The 15,502-nt window shown below is 62.4% G+C and carries 15 protein-coding genes and 1 pseudogene; 11 read left to right on the forward strand and 5 right to left on the reverse strand.

Features of this window, described 5'->3' with window-relative positions; translation table 11 throughout:
• Positions 1–226: 226 nt before the first annotated feature.
• Positions 227–790 (forward strand): nicotinamide riboside transporter PnuC, encoded by a 564-nt coding sequence (pnuC, locus tag JWR98_RS21895; RefSeq protein WP_205491175.1) that lies wholly within the window; start codon positions 227–229, stop codon positions 788–790.
• Entirely contained in the window at positions 787–1,323 is a 537-nt protein-coding gene (locus tag JWR98_RS21900; RefSeq protein WP_078732980.1) for an AAA family ATPase, read from the forward strand. The genes pnuC and JWR98_RS21900 overlap by 4 nt, the downstream gene beginning before the upstream one ends.
• Before the next feature lie 12 nt (positions 1,324–1,335).
• Here the strand turns inward: JWR98_RS21900 and JWR98_RS21905 are convergent.
• A pseudogene (locus JWR98_RS21905) lies at positions 1,336–2,129 on the reverse strand (exodeoxyribonuclease III).
• Positions 2,130–2,382: 253 nt separating this feature from the next.
• Between JWR98_RS21905 and JWR98_RS21910 the strand changes: the two are divergent.
• From JWR98_RS21910 to JWR98_RS21930, 5 genes are read left to right on the forward strand one after another with little or no spacing between them, the layout of a single operon-like run.
• The gene (locus JWR98_RS21910; RefSeq protein ID WP_078743611.1) at positions 2,383–3,444 is read left to right on the forward strand and encodes an AMP-binding protein; all 1,062 of its coding nucleotides are present in this window, start codon (positions 2,383–2,385) and stop codon (positions 3,442–3,444) included.
• Between the two features lie 10 nt (positions 3,445–3,454).
• Positions 3,455–4,231: an ABC transporter ATP-binding protein gene (locus JWR98_RS21915; protein ID WP_078732978.1), complete on the forward strand. Its 777-nt coding sequence runs from the start codon at positions 3,455–3,457 to the stop codon at positions 4,229–4,231.
• Positions 4,232–4,233: 2 nt separating this feature from the next.
• Positions 4,234–5,115: a branched-chain amino acid ABC transporter permease gene (locus JWR98_RS21920; RefSeq protein WP_078732977.1), complete on the forward strand. Its 882-nt coding sequence runs from the start codon at positions 4,234–4,236 to the stop codon at positions 5,113–5,115.
• Between the two features lie 22 nt (positions 5,116–5,137).
• Positions 5,138–6,205: a branched-chain amino acid ABC transporter permease gene (locus JWR98_RS21925; RefSeq protein ID WP_205491178.1), complete on the forward strand. Its 1,068-nt coding sequence runs from the start codon at positions 5,138–5,140 to the stop codon at positions 6,203–6,205.
• A gap of 36 nt (positions 6,206–6,241) precedes the next feature.
• Complete coding sequence (locus tag JWR98_RS21930; RefSeq protein WP_205491179.1) at positions 6,242–7,573, forward strand: ABC transporter substrate-binding protein; 1,332 nt, start codon at positions 6,242–6,244, stop codon at positions 7,571–7,573.
• 93 nt (positions 7,574–7,666) lie between these two features.
• On the opposite strand, the gene JWR98_RS21935 is transcribed toward JWR98_RS21930, so the two are convergent.
• The gene (locus JWR98_RS21935) at positions 7,667–9,292 is read right to left on the reverse strand and encodes a methyl-accepting chemotaxis protein (RefSeq protein ID WP_205491181.1); all 1,626 of its coding nucleotides are present in this window, start codon (positions 9,290–9,292) and stop codon (positions 7,667–7,669) included.
• A 233-nt stretch (positions 9,293–9,525) separates the two neighbouring features.
• On the opposite strand from JWR98_RS21935, the gene JWR98_RS21940 reads away from it, so the two are divergent.
• Both JWR98_RS21940 and JWR98_RS21945 read left to right on the forward strand, forming a co-directional pair.
• Positions 9,526–10,953 (forward strand): nucleobase:cation symporter-2 family protein, encoded by a 1,428-nt coding sequence (locus JWR98_RS21940; RefSeq protein WP_078732973.1) that lies wholly within the window; start codon positions 9,526–9,528, stop codon positions 10,951–10,953.
• 13 nt (positions 10,954–10,966) lie between these two features.
• Complete coding sequence (locus tag JWR98_RS21945; RefSeq protein WP_205491182.1) at positions 10,967–11,428, forward strand: LEA/WHy family protein; 462 nt, start codon at positions 10,967–10,969, stop codon at positions 11,426–11,428.
• A gap of 139 nt (positions 11,429–11,567) precedes the next feature.
• Here JWR98_RS21945 and JWR98_RS21950 read toward each other — a convergent pair whose 3' ends face one another.
• Positions 11,568–12,512, reverse strand: a complete 945-nt coding sequence (locus JWR98_RS21950) for a carbon-nitrogen hydrolase family protein (RefSeq protein ID WP_205491184.1) — start codon at positions 12,510–12,512, stop codon at positions 11,568–11,570.
• A 93-nt stretch (positions 12,513–12,605) separates the two neighbouring features.
• Here JWR98_RS21950 and JWR98_RS21955 point away from each other — a divergent pair, with 93 nt between their 5' ends.
• Complete coding sequence (locus tag JWR98_RS21955) at positions 12,606–13,526, forward strand: LysR family transcriptional regulator (protein ID WP_078732985.1); 921 nt, start codon at positions 12,606–12,608, stop codon at positions 13,524–13,526.
• Here JWR98_RS21955 and JWR98_RS21960 read toward each other — a convergent pair.
• Positions 13,498–13,752: a hypothetical protein gene (locus JWR98_RS21960; protein WP_003190904.1), complete on the reverse strand. Its 255-nt coding sequence runs from the start codon at positions 13,750–13,752 to the stop codon at positions 13,498–13,500. The genes JWR98_RS21955 and JWR98_RS21960 overlap by 29 nt on opposite strands.
• Positions 13,753–13,915: 163 nt before the next feature.
• Here JWR98_RS21960 and JWR98_RS21965 point away from each other — a divergent pair, with 163 nt between their 5' ends.
• A complete protein-coding gene (locus JWR98_RS21965; RefSeq protein WP_078732970.1) occupies positions 13,916–14,236 on the forward strand; it encodes an ElaB/YgaM/YqjD family protein in 321 nt (106 codons plus the stop codon).
• A gap of 59 nt (positions 14,237–14,295) precedes the next feature.
• On the opposite strand, the gene JWR98_RS21970 is transcribed toward JWR98_RS21965, so the two are convergent.
• Complete coding sequence (locus JWR98_RS21970) at positions 14,296–15,330, reverse strand: Ldh family oxidoreductase (RefSeq protein ID WP_078732969.1); 1,035 nt, start codon at positions 15,328–15,330, stop codon at positions 14,296–14,298.
• Between the last annotated feature and the right edge of the window lie 172 nt (positions 15,331–15,502).

Genomic DNA, 15,502 nt, shown 5'->3' on the forward strand with positions numbered 1-15,502 from the left:
AGATCAAGATCAAAAGCCAGTGCAACGGCAACAGCGCAGAGCAAGAGCAGGTAGTTGTGTAGAAACCTATGCCCGCGCTAATCCGTAGCAGCTGCCGAGCCTTGGCGAGGCTGCGTTTGCGGCGTATCTGACACACCGCCCCACCCACATTTACCCTCCAGCGTTTTGAAGATTGCTGACCTCTGGTTACAATCACCGCCCTCTCCCACTCTCCCAAGGATCCACCATGTCCGGGCTTGAACTGTTCGCCGCCGCCCTGGGGGTGATCGCTGTCTGGCTGACGGTCAAGCAAAACCCCTGGTGCTGGCCCATCGGCCTGGTGATGGTGCTGCTGTACATCTGGGTGTTCTACGACGTGAAACTCTATTCCGACATGCTCCTGCAGGTGGTCTACGCCGCCTTGCAAGTCTACGGCTGGTGGCAGTGGACCCGCGCCGGCGAGGTCAGGCAAGGGCGCCAGGTCACGCGCCTGGGTTGGCCGGCGATCATGGTCAGCCTGGCCATCGGCGCCGTTGGCAGCCTGTTGCTAGGCGCCGCCATGGCCCACTGGACCGACGCTGCACAACCGTGGCTCGACGCCGCGCTCACCGGTTTCAGCCTGGTGGCGCAAATGTGGATGGCGCAGAAGCGCGTGCAGTGCTGGCCGCTGTGGATTGCAGTGGACGTGATCTTTGTCGGGCTGTTCCTCTATAAGGGCCTCTACCTCACCGCCGCGCTATATGCACTGTTCACCGTGATCGCCGTGCAAGGCTGGCGCGAATGGCGCGCCGACCCGGCGTTGCGCACATGAAGGTGGTGGTACTGGCCGGCCCCGAATCCAGCGGCAAAAGCTGGCTCGCCGCTGAGTTGCACGCGCACTTCGGTGGCTTGATGGTCGGCGAATACGTGCGTTATTTCATCGACCATCATCAGCGCGACACCTGCCTGGCGGACATTCCTGACATCGCCCTCGGCCAATTGGCCTGGGAAGACGCCGCGCGTGCAACGCAACCCAGGCTGCTGATCCTCGACACCCACCTGCTCACCAACAAGCTCTGGAGCCAGACCCTGTTCGGCGACTACCCGGTATGGCTTGACGATGAGCTGCTGGCGCGCCACTACGACCTGCACCTGCTGCTCTCGCCCGAAGACGTCGAATGGACCGCCGACGGTCAACGCTGTCAGCCGGAGCTGGCAGACCGTCGCGCGTTTTTCCAGGGCAGCCTGGACTGGATGCAGCAGCATCACCAGCCGGTGGTGGTGATTCGCGGAGATTGGGCTGCGCGCCGCAGCCAAGCGTTCGCGGCAGTGGAGCAGTTGCTGGTCGCGCCTTCACACGCCTGACAGTCTCGGGCCTTAACGTTTTTTACGCGTACCCAGTTGAATCCAGGTCGGCGCATGATCACTGGCATGCGGCTCGTTACGCACCCAGGCGTCCACGCCCGCATCTTTCAAATAAGGCGTGAGTGCCGGGTTGAGCAACAGGTGGTCGATGCGCAGGCCAGAGTTTTTCTGCCAGTGCTGACGGAAATAGTCCCAGAACGTATACACGCGCTCGTCGGGATACAGATGCCGCAGCGCATCGGTCCAGCCCTGGGCCAGCAGGCGCTGAAAACAGGCGCGACTCTCGGGTTGCAGCAGGGCATCCTTGAGCCAGGAGCGCGGGTTATAGATGTCCAGATCGGTAGGCACCACGTTGAAATCTCCCGCCAGGAGCACGGGATGCTCACTGGCCTGCAGCGCGCCGGCGTAGTCGATCAACCGCTCGAACCAGGCCAGCTTGTAGTCGAATTTCGGCCCAGGTTGCGGGTTGCCGTTGGGCAAATACAGGCAGCCGACCAACACGCCGTGCACGGCCGCTTCGATATAGCGGCTTTGGTTGTCGCTGTCATCACCGGGCAGACCTCGCCGGCTCTCCAGCGGCTGGGCATCCCGCGCCAGAATCGCCACACCGTTCCACGACGCCTGTCCCAGGCAAATCGCTCCGTAACCGGCAGCTTCGAAGTCGGCGTAGGGGAACAGGCTTTGCGGCAGCTTGAGTTCTTGCAGGCACACGATATCGGGCTGCTCACGCGCGAGCCATTGCAGCAGGTTGGCAGTCGGGCACGCAGGCCGTTGAGATTGAAGGTGGCGATTTTCAGCGCTTTCATGGGATGGGGTCCTTCCAGGGCTCTTTGGGTAGAGCCTGGAAGGCGCACAGATGTTCCATCCACGCATGCCCGGTGGAATCGCGCCGCTCAGGGCCGGTGAGAGTGTTGGCGCAGCAACAGTCGCCGGACAGCTTGCGCTGAATCCACACAGCCCCCGCGCCGCAAATACACTCATATCTATTTGAAATAAAACAAGTTATCCCTCTGGCATGGTGCGTGCAAACACCTTCATATAACCCTGAAGGATGCCCCCATGCCCCAAACCCTGCCCCAGGCGCTGTTGCGCCAAGCCCAGACCCGCGGCTCAGCGGTTGCCTTGCGCTACAAACGTCTGGGCATCTGGCAGGTGCGCACCTGGAGCGAACTGGCTGCCGATGTCGGCGGGCTCGCCGCTGCCCTGCACCAGCGCGGTTTCAGTGGCAGCGATGACCTGCTGATCATCAGCCAGGCGCGCCCCGAAGCCTTGCTGCTGGCACTGGCCGCGCAGTGGCTGGGCGGTAGCGTCACGTTGCTGGACCCGGAGCGCGACAACCGCACGCTGCTGGCCAAATTACGACCGGCTTTTGTGCTGGCGGAAGATGTGCACGCGGTGCAGCAAATCGGTGAACACGGCGTGCGGGTGTACCTCGACGGACGCGGACTGAATCGCCTGCACACCGCTGGTTTGATCGCCTATGCCGACTTGACCACCAACGCCCCCGCCCCCGCCCCCGCCTGCGCCACGCAAACCAGCGCCCTCGCCTTTGTGTTTCACACAGACACCACCGCTCAATTAAGCCATGCCCAATTGCTGGCCGGTGCCCGCACCCTGATCACCCGTGAACACTTGACCAGCGACGAAGAAGCCCTCGCCGCCAGGGTATTCGCCGCCAGCGGCCAGGCGCGCTACCTGCTCGCGCCCTGGCTGCACGCCGGCTTTCGCCTGAATTTCCCGGAAGCCCTGGCCACCCGCGACACCGACCGCCGCGAGCTGGGCCCGACCCTGGTGCTGGGCACTCGCGAATCCTACGGGCGCCTGGAACAGTGGGTGGCTGAACGTCTGCCGCTACCGGGAACGTTCAGCCATGACCTGTACCGCTGGGCCATGCAGCCCACGTCCTCGCCCGTTCGACGCTGGCTCGGCCACTGGCTGGTGCGTCGTCCGTTGCTCGATGTACTGGGCATGAGCCGCCTGCGCGTGCCGTTGCTGGTGGGGCCGCCACTGAGCGCGCAGAGCGCGGCATTCTTCGGCGCACTGGGCGTTGATCCCGGACATTGGCACGAGCCTTCGCCGCGCCACGAAGCCACCGACCACTTACTGTCCCAGACTGTCTGACGAGCCCTCCATGCGCGCACCCACTGAATCGGTATTACTGCGGCTCGATGACATCTCCCTGTCGTTCAAGGGCATCAAGGCCATCACTTCCATCAGCTTCGACGTCAGGGCCGGCGACATCTGCGGGCTGATCGGCCCCAACGGCGCCGGTAAAAGCTCGCTGCTCAATGTCATCAACGGCGTCTACCACCCCCAGAGCGGCAGCATCCGCTATGCCGGCCAGACCCGTCGGCGCATGCGTGCGCACCAGGCCGCCGAGGGCGGTATCGCGCGCACCTTCCAGAATATCGCGCTGTTCAAAGGCATGAGCGTGCTCGACAACGTGCTCACCGGACGCAACCTCAAGCGTCGCAGCACCTGGGTCGAACAGATGCTGCGCCTGGGCCGCGCCCCGCGCGAGGACGACGCCCACCGCCTGCACGCGGAAAAGGTCATCGCCTTTTTACAGATCCATCCCTGGCGCCACGTACTGGTGGGCACCCTGCCCTACGGCCTGCAAAAGCGGGTCGAACTGGCCCGCGCCCTGGCCTGCGAACCAACCCTGTTGCTGCTGGATGAACCCATGGCCGGCATGAACGCCCAGGAGAAGGCGCAAATGAGCCAATTCATCCGCGATATCAACCGCGAGTTCGGCACCACGGTGGTGTTGATCGAACACGACATCGGCGTGGTGATGGGCTTGTGCGACCACGTGGTCGTGCTCGACTACGGTCGCAAGATCGGCGACGGCACGCCTGAGCAGGTCCGTGCCAACCCGGATGTCATTGCCGCTTACCTGGGTACCTGAACATGGAATTTTTCTTCGAAGTGCTGATTGGCGGCCTGTTGGCGGGCGTGATGTACGCCCTGGTGGCGATTGGTTTTGTGCTGATCTACAAGGCCTCCGGCGTGTTCAATTTTGCCCAGGGCGCCATGGTGCTGTTCGCCGCGCTGACCTTCGTCAGCCTGCTTGAGCGCGGCTTTCCGTTTGCCTGGGCATTCCTGGCCACGCTGGCAAGCCTGGTGGTGCTGGCGCTGCTGATCGAGAAAGTGGTGCTGCGGCCGCTGGTCAATCGCCCGCCGATCATCCTGTTCATGGCCACCCTGGGCCTGTCGTACCTGATCGAAGGGCTGGCGCAGTTTCTGTGGGGCGCCCAGGTGCACGGGTTGGACCTGGGCATCGCCGATGAGCCGCTGGAAATCCGCGGCATGCTGCTCTCGCAATTCGACCTGTTTGCCGCCGGCACCGCCGCCCTGCTGGTGCTGGCCTTGTCGCTGCTGTTCAACAAGACCCGCATCGGCCTGTCGTTGCGCGCGGTGGCCGATGACCCGCTGGCGTCGATGGCGGTGGGCATTCGCCTGCCGCGCATCTGGGCACTGGTGTGGGCGGTGGCCGGGTTTGTCGGGCTGGTGGCGGGTTTGCTCTGGGGCGCGCGCCTGGGCGTGCAGTTCTCGCTGTCGCTGGTGGTGCTCAAGGCGTTGCCGGTGCTGATCATCGGCGGATTCTCGTCCATTGGCGGTGCGATTGTCGGCGGTTTGATCATCGGCGCAGCGGAGAAAATCGCCGAGATCTACCTCGGGCCGATCATCGGCAGCGGCATTGAAAACTGGGTGCCTTACGTCCTGGCCCTGCTGTTTTTGCTGGTGCGACCGGCCGGGTTGTTCGGCGAGCGTGCAATCGAACGGGTTTGATGGTTTTTGAGGAACTGCCTGCATGCTGTATCAAGAAGTCGGTCAAATCAGCACCTCCTACGCGGCCGAGCGCCGCATCTTTCGCCTGCGCCAGGACCGTATCGGGTTGTGGCTGCTGCTGGGCTTTGCGTTTGTGGCGATACCCTGGCTGGGCAACGACTATTGGTTCAGCGCGATTCTGGTGCCGCTGCTGGTACTGTCCCTGGCCGGGCTGGGCCTGAACCTGCTGACCGGCTATGCGGGCCAACTCTCGTTGGGCTCGGCGGCGTTCATGGCGGTGGGCGCGTTCGCCGCCTACAACCTGCAACTGCGTGTGCCGGGGTTGCCTCTGCTGGTGAGCTTTGCCCTGGGCGGCGTGATCGCCGCGCTGGTGGCGGTGTTCTTTGGCTTGCCGAGCCTGCGGATCAAAGGGTTCTATTTGCTGGTGGCAACCCTGGCCGCGCAGTTCGTGGTGGAGTGGGTGCTCACCCGCTTCAGCTGGTTTACCAACGACAACGCCTCGGGGGTGATCACCTCACCGCCGCTGTTGATTGCCGGCCTCGATTTCAGCTCGCCGCGCGGCCGTTATCTGCTGACCCTGGCGGTCGTGGTCGCACTGTTCTGGCTCGGCAAAAACCTGGTGCGCAGCGAGCTGGGCCGCAACTGGATGGCGGTGCGCGACATGGACACCGCCGCCGCCGTGATCGGCATCCGCCTGCTCAAGGCCAAGCTGCTCGCGTTCGCCATCAGTGGCTTCTACCTGGGCGTCGCCGGTTCGCTGTGGGCCTTCACCTACCTGGGCACCGTGGAGCCCCACGGGTTTGACCTGAGCCGCTCATTCCAGGTGCTGTTCATCATCATTATTGGCGGCCTGGGCAGTGTGCTCGGCAACGTGCTGGGCGCGGCGTTCATCGTGTTGTTCCCGATCCTGCTGGGCAACCTCTTCGCGTTGTTGCCCGCCGGTTTGATGGACGCGGGCCAGCTGGAAAACATCCAGAAGATGCTGTTCGGCGCGCTGATCATCACCTTCCTGATCAAGGAACCGGAAGGGCTGGCCCGCCTGTGGCAGCGCTTTCGTCAACGGGCCAGGGTCTGGCCGCTGCGTTACTGAACTCATACCCCCTATCGCTCCCGAGGAATCGCCTTCATGACACACCGCTTATCGCTGCGCCGCCTGGCATTGGGCCTGGCCGTGATCACCGCCACCCTCGCAGGTACCGCCCAGGCTGCCAACGAACAGTACTTCCCGCTGCAAAGCTACCGGGTCGGGCCCTATGCCGCCGGCGGCACGGGGTTCTTCGGCGGGTTTATCGATTACCTGCAATACGTCAACGCCAAGGGCGGCGTGAATGGAGTCAAGTTGACCTGGAGCGAATGCGAGACCGAGTACGTGGTGGAAAAAGGCGTCGAATGCTACGAACGCCTCAAGGGTGGGCTCAATGGCGCACCGGCGGCGGCCACCAACCCATTGTCGGTGGGCATCGCCTACGCCACGCTGGACCGCTCGACGGCCGACAAATTGCCGCTGATCACCATCAACCACGGCCGTACCGATTCCACCGACGGCAGCGTGTTCCCCTACGTGTTTGCGCTGCAATTGAACCCGTATTCGGAAGTCTCGGCGATCATCAATTACATCGGCCAGCGCGAAGGCGGTGCCGACAAGCTCAAGGGCAAGAAAATCGCCGTGCTCTATCACGGTTCGCCCTACGGCAAGGAAACCAACGGCGTACTGGAAACCCTGGCGCAAAACGCGGGCTTTGAGCTGACGTTGCTCGAAGTGCCGCACCCCGGCAACGAACAGCAATCGCAATGGTTGAACATCCGCCGCCTCAAACCGGACTGGGTGATCCTGCGTGGCTGGGGCGTGATGAACCCGGTGGCGCTCAAATCGGCGCAGAAAGTCGGCTACCCCGCCGATCACATCATCGGCAATATCTGGAGCAACTCGGAAGAAGACGTGGTGCCGGCCGGCAACGCGGCGAAGGGCTTTATCTCGATCACCACGCACCCGTCGGGCACCGACTTCCCGGTGCTGCAAGGCATCAAGCAAAGCGTCGTCGACGCCGGCAAAGGCAACCTGGCCGATCCGAAGCGCTTCGGCACGGTGTACTACAACCTCGGTGTGGTGAACGGCATTCTCAACGTCGAAGCAGTGCGTCTGGCGCAGGAAAAATACGGTGCCAAGCCCTTGACCGGCGAGCAGGTTCGCTGGGGCTTCGAACACCTCAACCTGGACGATGCACGCCTGCAAGCCCTGGGTGCCAAAGGCCTGGTGCAACCGCTGAAACTCTCCTGCGCCGACCACGAAGGCGGCGGCGCGGTGCGCTTCCAGCAATGGGATGGGCAACGCTGGAACCTGATCAGCGACTGGGTGCAGGCTGACCGCGCCTTGCTGCGGCCCATCATCGAAGCATCGGCGGCGCAGTATGCGAAAGAGAAAGGCATTACGCCGAGAGATTGCAGCAAAGAGCAGTAGGATTTCTCAGCTGCAATGCAATTTAAATGTGGGAGGGGCGGTGCGACGATTCGACTTGCCCCCTCCCACAGTTGGATTGCATTGCAAAGTGGATCAGATGACGAACCTGGCCACCATCGCGTTCAAATCCACCGCCAGACGCGACAGCTCATGGCTGGCCGAACTGGTCTGGTTGGCACCCGCCGCCGACTGGGTGGCCAGGTCACGAATGTTGACCAGGTTGCGGTCCACTTCGCGGGACACCTGGGCCTGTTCTTCCGAAGCGCTGGCGATCACCAGGTTGCGCTCGTTGATCAGGCTGATTGACTGGGTGATCTGTTCCAGCGCCACACCCGCGGCACGCGCCATTTCCAGGGTGTTATGGGTGCGTTGGTTGCTCTGTTGCATGGATTGCACAGCCTCGCCGGTGCCGTTCTGAATGCCGGCGACCATTTTTTCGATCTCCTGGGTCGACTGGGCGGTACGGTGGGCCAGGGCGCGCACCTCGTCCGCCACCACCGCAAAACCGCGCCCGGCCTCACCGGCACGGGCGGCTTCGATGGCAGCGTTGAGCGCCAGCAGGTTGGTCTGCTCGGCGATCGCGCGGATCACGTCAAGCACCTTGCCGATGTCACGCCCTTGCGTGGCCAGGCCTTCGATCATCGCGGCGGTGTTCTGCACGTCCTGAGTCATGGTCTGGATCGCACCGACAGTCTCCATCACCCGGTCACGCCCTTCGCGTGCCGCCTGGTTTGATTGTCCGGACGCCTCGGAGGTGGACACTGCGTTACGCGCCACTTCTTCCACCGCTGCCGTCATTTCGTTAACCGCCGTGGCGGCCTGGTCGATTTCATTGTTCTGTTGCTGCAAGCCTTTGGAGGCTTCTTCGGTGACCGCGCTCAGCTCTTCGGCGGCGGAGGCCAGCTGCGTGGCCGAACCGGAAATGTGCTGGATAGTCTGGCGCAGGTTGGCTTGCATCGCGGCCAGGGCACCGATCAAGCGCGCGGGTTCATCCTTGCCATCGTCTTCAATGACTTTGCTGAGGTTGCCGCCGGCGATGGTTTCGGCCACTGCCACCGCTTTGCGCAACGGCGTGACGATGCTGCGGGTCAGCAACCAGGCCAGCAGTACGGTGAGCAAGGCGGCGGCCACCGATACGATGATCACGCCGGTGATCGCACTCTCGTAACCATGGCCAGCCTCGGCGTTCGACGACTTGGCGCCCGCCGCGTTGATGGCGATCAACTTGTTCAACTGCTCGCCCATCTGATCGGTGCCTTCCTTGATGCGGCTGTTGATCAGCGCACGCATCTCATCGACCTTGCCTTGCTTGGACAGGGCGAGCATTTCGGCCTGAGCCTTCAAGTAATTCTCCAGAGTGACACCGAAGACCTTGAACAGCGCCGCTTCCTCCTGCCCGGCAGGCAGCTTGGCGTAAGCGGCCTGGGCGGTCTTCACCTTGTCGGTCAGCACGCCAATGCGGGTTTCAGCCTCCTGCAGCCCGGCCGGTTCGCGGTTGACCAATACGCGAAACGACAGGATGCGCATGCGCAGCACGTTCTCCATCATCGTGCCCAAGTGCGTCACGCTGGGCAGTTGGTTGGCGCTCATCGCCACCGATGCCTCGCGAATCAGCGTCATGCGGTTGACCGCAAACACGCCCAGTACAACGACTAACAACGCAATAAATGCGAAGCCGAGAGAAGCGCGAGGGGCAATATTGAGATGGCGAAGTGACATAAGAGAGCTCTCAGAAGTAATGTTTGCGTGCGTCCTTGCCGCGAAACGGTCAATCGGCGTCAACGCACCGCTCCGACCTTGGTCACCACTGTTGTAATTGATCGGTGGGCCTATAAGAGCTATCGGCTGGGTCACGAGTTTTATGCAGGCTATTCATAAATATTTTTTTACACTTTTGACGATAGACGGTTTCTGGCATCCTGCGCCTCCATTTTCCGACCCGAGCCCTTACTTTGTCTGACGCTCAAGCCCCGCGCCCGCGCTATAAATCCGACCTGATCTACGGCCTTGAAGACCGTCCGCACTTCACCGCGGCGATCTTTGCCGCGTTACAGCACGTGCTGGCCAGTTTTGTCGGGATCATCACCCCCACGTTGATCGTCGGTGGCGTGCTCGGCCTGGAAAGCGAAGTGCCGTACCTGGTGAGCATGGCGCTGTTCGTGTCGGGGCTCGGCACCTTTGTGCAGGCGCGCACGTTCGGCCCGATCGGCTCGGGGCTCTTGTGCCTGCAGGGCACCAGTTTTTCGTTTATCAGCGTGATCCTCAGCGCGGGCTTTATGGTCAAGGCCCGGGGCGGTGGCACCGATGAGATCCTCTCGACGATATTCGGCGTGTGCTTTTTCGCGGCGTTTATCGAAGTAGCGCTCAGCCAGTTCATCGGCAAGCTGCGCAAACTGATCACGCCGGTAGTGACCGGCACCATCATCACCCTGATGGGCTTGTCGTTGATCAAAGTGGCGGTCACCGACATGGCCGGTGGCTTCGGCGCCAGCGACCTCGGCGCGGCCGGCAATATGGGCCTGGCCGGGCTGGTGCTGCTCACCATTGTGGTACTCAACCGCTTCAATAACCCGTTCCTGCGCCTGGGTTCGATCGTGATCGGCCTGACCCTGGGATTTGTGGTGGCCTGGTGGCTGGGCCGCGTGGACATGGCGGCCTTGCCACAGGTGCCGTTGATCAGCGTGCCGGTGCCGTTCAAGTACGGTTTTTCGTTCGACTGGGTGGCGTTTATCCCGGTGGCGGTGATCTTCCTGATTTCGCCGCTGGAAGCGGCCGGTGATCTGACCGCCAACTCGATGATTTCCCAACAGCCGGTCAAGGGCCCGCTGTACATCAAGCGCATCAAGTCCGGGCTGCTGGCCGACGGTCTCAACTCGGCGATGGCGGCCACCTTCAACAGCCTGCCGATGGTGACCTTCGCCCAGAACAACGGCGTGATCCAACTGACCGGCGTGGCCAGCCGTTATGTGGCGTACTTTATTGCCGGGCTCCTGGTGCTGCTGGGCCTGTTCCCGATGATCGGCGCAGTGTTGCAACTGATGCCCAAGCCGGTGCTGGGCGGCGCAACCCTGATCATGTTCGGCACGGTGGCCGTGGCTGGCATCAAGATCCTCGCCGAAGCCGGGCTGCATCGGCGCAATGTGCTGATCGTGGCGATTTCCCTCGGCATGGGCCTGGGCGTGGCCGCCGTGCCCGAGGTGCTGCGCGACTTGCCCAAGGCGCTGCGCAACATCTTCGAGTCGCCGATCACCGTGGGTGCGTTCTGTGCAATCGTGCTGAACATTTTCCTGCCGGAAGCGTTCATAGAACTGCAAGAAGATGAATTCGATCCGGAGTCTTCTACCCTCAAAGTCATGCAGGACCCGGACGTCACTCAATAGGAGCACCTTGTATATGCGCAGGCTCATGGTTCTATCGCTGTTGCTGCTGACCTTGAGCGCCTGCGCGCTGTTCCCCCACCGCGACCCGGTCAACATCAACGTGGTGGGCATCGAGCCGCTGCAAAGCCAGGAGCTGGAGGTGCGCTTCGCGGTGAAACTGCGGGTACAAAACCCCAATGAAACCGCGATCGACTACAACGGCGTGGCCCTGGACCTGGAGGTCAACGGCCGGCCGCTGGCGTCGGGAGTGACTGATCAGAGCGGCTCTATCCCACGCTTTTCCGAGACGGTGCTGATCGTGCCGGTGAGCGTTTCGGCGTTCTCGGTGTTGCGCCAGACCCTGGGCCTGAGCCAGACCCAGAGCTTGAACAACCTGCCCTACGTGCTGCGGGGCAAACTGGCGGGCGGTCTGTTTGGCACGATGCGCTTCGTCGACCGTGGCACGCTGGACTTGCCGAACACGGCGACCTGGTGAGCACCCGTCCAGACGCTGAAGAACCAATGTGGAAAGCGGGCTTTCTGTGGTGAGCGGGCTTACCCTACTGCCAGTCAGTTAAGGGACAACACTGTATCTGTCACTTTTTTTACCCCTTCAAAGCCTTAACTGACTGGCATTAGGGCTTGCCCCCTCCCACATCAGTAATAAATCGCACACCTGGCTTTTCGCGCTCATCCACCGCCAGCTCAAACACATCCGGCCGGGCGTAATGCCCGACTACGTCATAGTCATACTTTGCGCGGATCAGGTCGTCGGTATTGATCCGCGCCGTCAACAACCCCGCTTCACCAACCAAAGGCCCGGCAAGGATGTCGCCCATGGGCCCGACAATCACGCTGCCGCCGGCAATCAACGGGCGGTCTGAAGGCCAATTGGCGATCTCCAATCCCAATGCCTCGGGCGAGGCCTGCACCTGGCAGGCGCTCACCACGAAGCAACGCCCCTCGTGGGCCACGTGACGCATGCTCACCTGCCACATTTCGCGCTCGTCCACGGTGGGGGCGCACCATACTTCGACGCCTTTGGCATACATCGCGGTGCGCAGCAGCGGCATCATGTTTTCCCAGCACACGGCCCCGCCGATACGCCCCACCGCCGCGTCGATCACCGGCAAGGTGGAACCGTCGCCCTTGCCCCAGATCAGCCGCTCGGTGCCGGTCGGCATCAGCTTGCGGTGCTTGGCCACCAGGCCGCCGGTGGGTTCGACATACAGCATCGTGCAGTACAAGGTGCTGCCACTGCGCTCGATCACACCGAGTACCAGGCTGGCGCCGGTGCGCGCCGACAGCCCGGCCAGCGCCTCGGTCTCGGCACCCGGCACGTCGATGGCGTTGGCGAAATAACGGGCAAAGGCTTCGCGACCTTCCGGCAAGCGATAACCCAACTGCGTGCCGAAGCCTTCACCCTTGGGGTAGCCGCCCAGCAGCGCTTCGGGCATGACCACCAGTTGCGCACCGCTGCGTTTGATTGCGTCCTCGTAACTCAGGATCTGTTCGAGGGTTTCGGCCTTGCCGCCTGGCAATGCGCCGATTTGCAGGGCAGCCACAGTAGAAACAGGCATTACAGTCACTCCGAATAAGGGGGGGGTTGCCCATTCTCCCGCCAGCCTCGATCATGAATAAAGCCCACCTCAGTGCTGAATGATATGAGCCAGATGAATATCTCCAACGTCGACCTGAACCTGCTGAAAACCTTCGAAGCCCTGCACGATGAGTCCAGTGCCAGCCGCGCAGCGTTACGCCTGGGCGTCACGCAATCGGCCATCAGTGCGGGCCTGCGGCGTCTGCGCGAGGTGTATGGCGACCCTTTGTTCGTGCGTACCGGCCGTGGCCTGGCACCGACGTTGCGAGCCAATCAATTGAAACCCGTGATCAGCGAGGCACTGGACCGTTGTCGCCAGAGCCTGGCCATGGTCGACCCAGCCACCCCGCATTACCAAGGGCGCTCCGTGGTGCTGGGGTTGTCCGATGATTTCGAGATTGCCTATGGCCGACGCTTGATGGAGGAAATTGCGCAACGCCTGCCGCAACTGCGCGTGATTTTCCGCCAGACCCACAGCCAGATCGTCGCCGGCGCCCTGCTGGACCGCACGCTGGACCTGGCGATTACCGCCGGCGGTTTTGCCCAGGGCCGCTTGAGCCGACAAGTGCTTGGTGAAGGTGATTACCGCTGCCTGGCGGACCCCGCCAGCCTGGCGCCGGATCAACACGCCATCAGCCTGGAGGAATTTGTCGCCCGCGAACACGTGCTGGTGTCGTCAGGCGGGTTTATCGGGATTACTGACGAGGGTTTGGCGGCGCAAGGGCTGAGCCGTCAGGTGTGTGCGTCAACCAGCCACTTTGCCGCGCTGCCGTTTTTACTCAAGGGCAGCCAGGCGGTGGCGACCATTCCCGGGCACGCGGCGCAGGCAATCGCCGGGATGACCGGCCTGCGGATGTTGCCCTGCCCGCTGGCGCTGCCGCGCTATCCGGTGGAGTTGGGCTGGCGCACCCAGACTCAGCTTGACCCGATGTTGCTGAAAGTCCGCGAGGCCATCAAAGCCGGGTTTACTTCGCTGCCGCCATCAGCTTGTTGACTTCACTGCGCACCATGTTGGAAAACTCCGGCGGCGACATGCCGTCGAGTTCCGCGCGAACCCATTCGGCCCATTTGCCCTTGCGCTTGGCGCGCTCGCCGAACAACCGCGCGGCTTCGCCCTTGGCTTTTCCCAGGTTGGTCTGCCACAGGTCGTAGAGGCGGGACTTTTCATCTTCCAGCTCGGCGCGTTCGGCGAGGGTCTTGTTGGCGAGATTGAAGCTCATGTTGAATTACCTGCTGCACAAATAGGTGTCATCTTACACTGTAGGTCGAAAATTCCTGATTCGGATTTCGCCCACGAAAGCGCTTCGGCAAAAAAACTGCAACTTTTGCCACCGCCCGATACTCCATTGTTCACTGTCACATTCACCTGCAAGGAATCACACAATGGCCCGCAAAACCGCTGCCCAAGCCACCGTCGACCAAATCAAGGATCAAGCCTTCAGCGAACTCGCCGCGCTGATCGAAGAATCGGACAAGCTGCTTAAAAGCAGCGCCAACCTCGTCGGCGAAGAAGGTGAAACCCTGCGTGAGCAAGTGGCGCTGAAGCTCAAGCAGGCCATGGACTCGGTGACCAGCGTGCGTGAACGCACCCAGCCGGTGGTTGACGCCACCGAAACCTACATCGGTGGCCACCCATGGCAAACCGTGGCGATTTCCGCGGGTTTCGGCCTGGTGGTGGGTCTGTTGCTGGGTCGCCGTAACTAATCCCCTTGCCGCCGTCGTCGTAGTCGTCGTAGAGACATGACGACTACGTCAGTAAAGCGTCAACCCGCCCAATCGTGTAACTGCGCCAACGCCTCGGCATCAATCGCAATCCCCTTCTCCAGCGCCATCGCCCGTGTGCGATGGCGTCGATCCCCCGGTAACCGCCGCAACCCCGCCGCGTGCATCTGCCGCACCAGCTCCTGGCTGCGCTCGGCAAAGCTTTGCCCGGTCGTTTTGCTCGGGTCGATCACGATCAACAACTGCCCGGTCCAGGGTGTACGCGCCCCCGGGTGGTCGGCCCAGTTGAACTCGAAAGAAAAATTGCCGCCAGTCAACGCCGCCGCCAGCAACTCGACCATCATCGATAACGCCGAGCCTTTGTGCCCACCGAATGGCAATAAAGCCCCACCTTCCAGCACGGCTTTCGGGTCCTGGGTGGGCTGCCCAAGGCTGTCCACGCCCATCCCCGGCGGCAAGCGCTCGCCCTGGCGCGCCGCGATCTGCACGTCCCCGTGGGCGATGGCGCTGGTGGCCAGGTCGAACACAATCGGTGCGCCATCGGCACGCGGGGCGGCAAAGGCAATGGGGTTGGTGCCGAACAATGGCCGATCCGCGCCGTGGGGCACCACGCAGGTCATGCTGTTGACCACGCTCAGCGCCACCAGACCTTCTTCGGCAAAGGGTTCGACATCCGGCCACAGCGCGGCGAAGTGATGGGAATTGTGAATCGCCAACAAGGCAATGCCGGCGCTGCGGGCCTTGTCCACCAACAGCCCACGGGCCGCCGCCAGGGCCGGCTGGGCGAAACCGTTGGCGGCGTCCACGCGTACAAAGCCGGACGCTACATCCGTGACCACCGGCACAGCCTTGCCATCGACCCAGCCGCTGGCCAGTGTGCTGAGGTAACCGGGCATGCGGAAGACACCGTGGCTATGGGCGCCGTCGCGTTCGGCACTGGCGCAGTTGTGCGCGAGGATAGCCGCCACGTCCGGCGAGGTGCCGTGCTTTACAAACACCGTGTGGAGCAATGCCACCAGCTCATTGAAACCAATGAGTGCGCGAGTGCTGTCAACTATCGGGGACTGGGCAGACATCTGTAGCTCCGATTTTATAATTGGAAGAGGCAACAACAATCCAGACCCTGGATTAAACAACGCCGTACAGGCCTGCTGTCAACGGGCGCTTGAAGCCCTGCGCAATTATGTACCGCTCCACATTCCACACCGGCACCTACCGTGAGGCTTCACAACCGCCGCATTGATGGAG

The organism is Pseudomonas lactucae, assembly GCF_016937615.1.
Lineage (GTDB): Bacteria > Pseudomonadota > Gammaproteobacteria > Pseudomonadales > Pseudomonadaceae > Aquipseudomonas > Aquipseudomonas lactucae.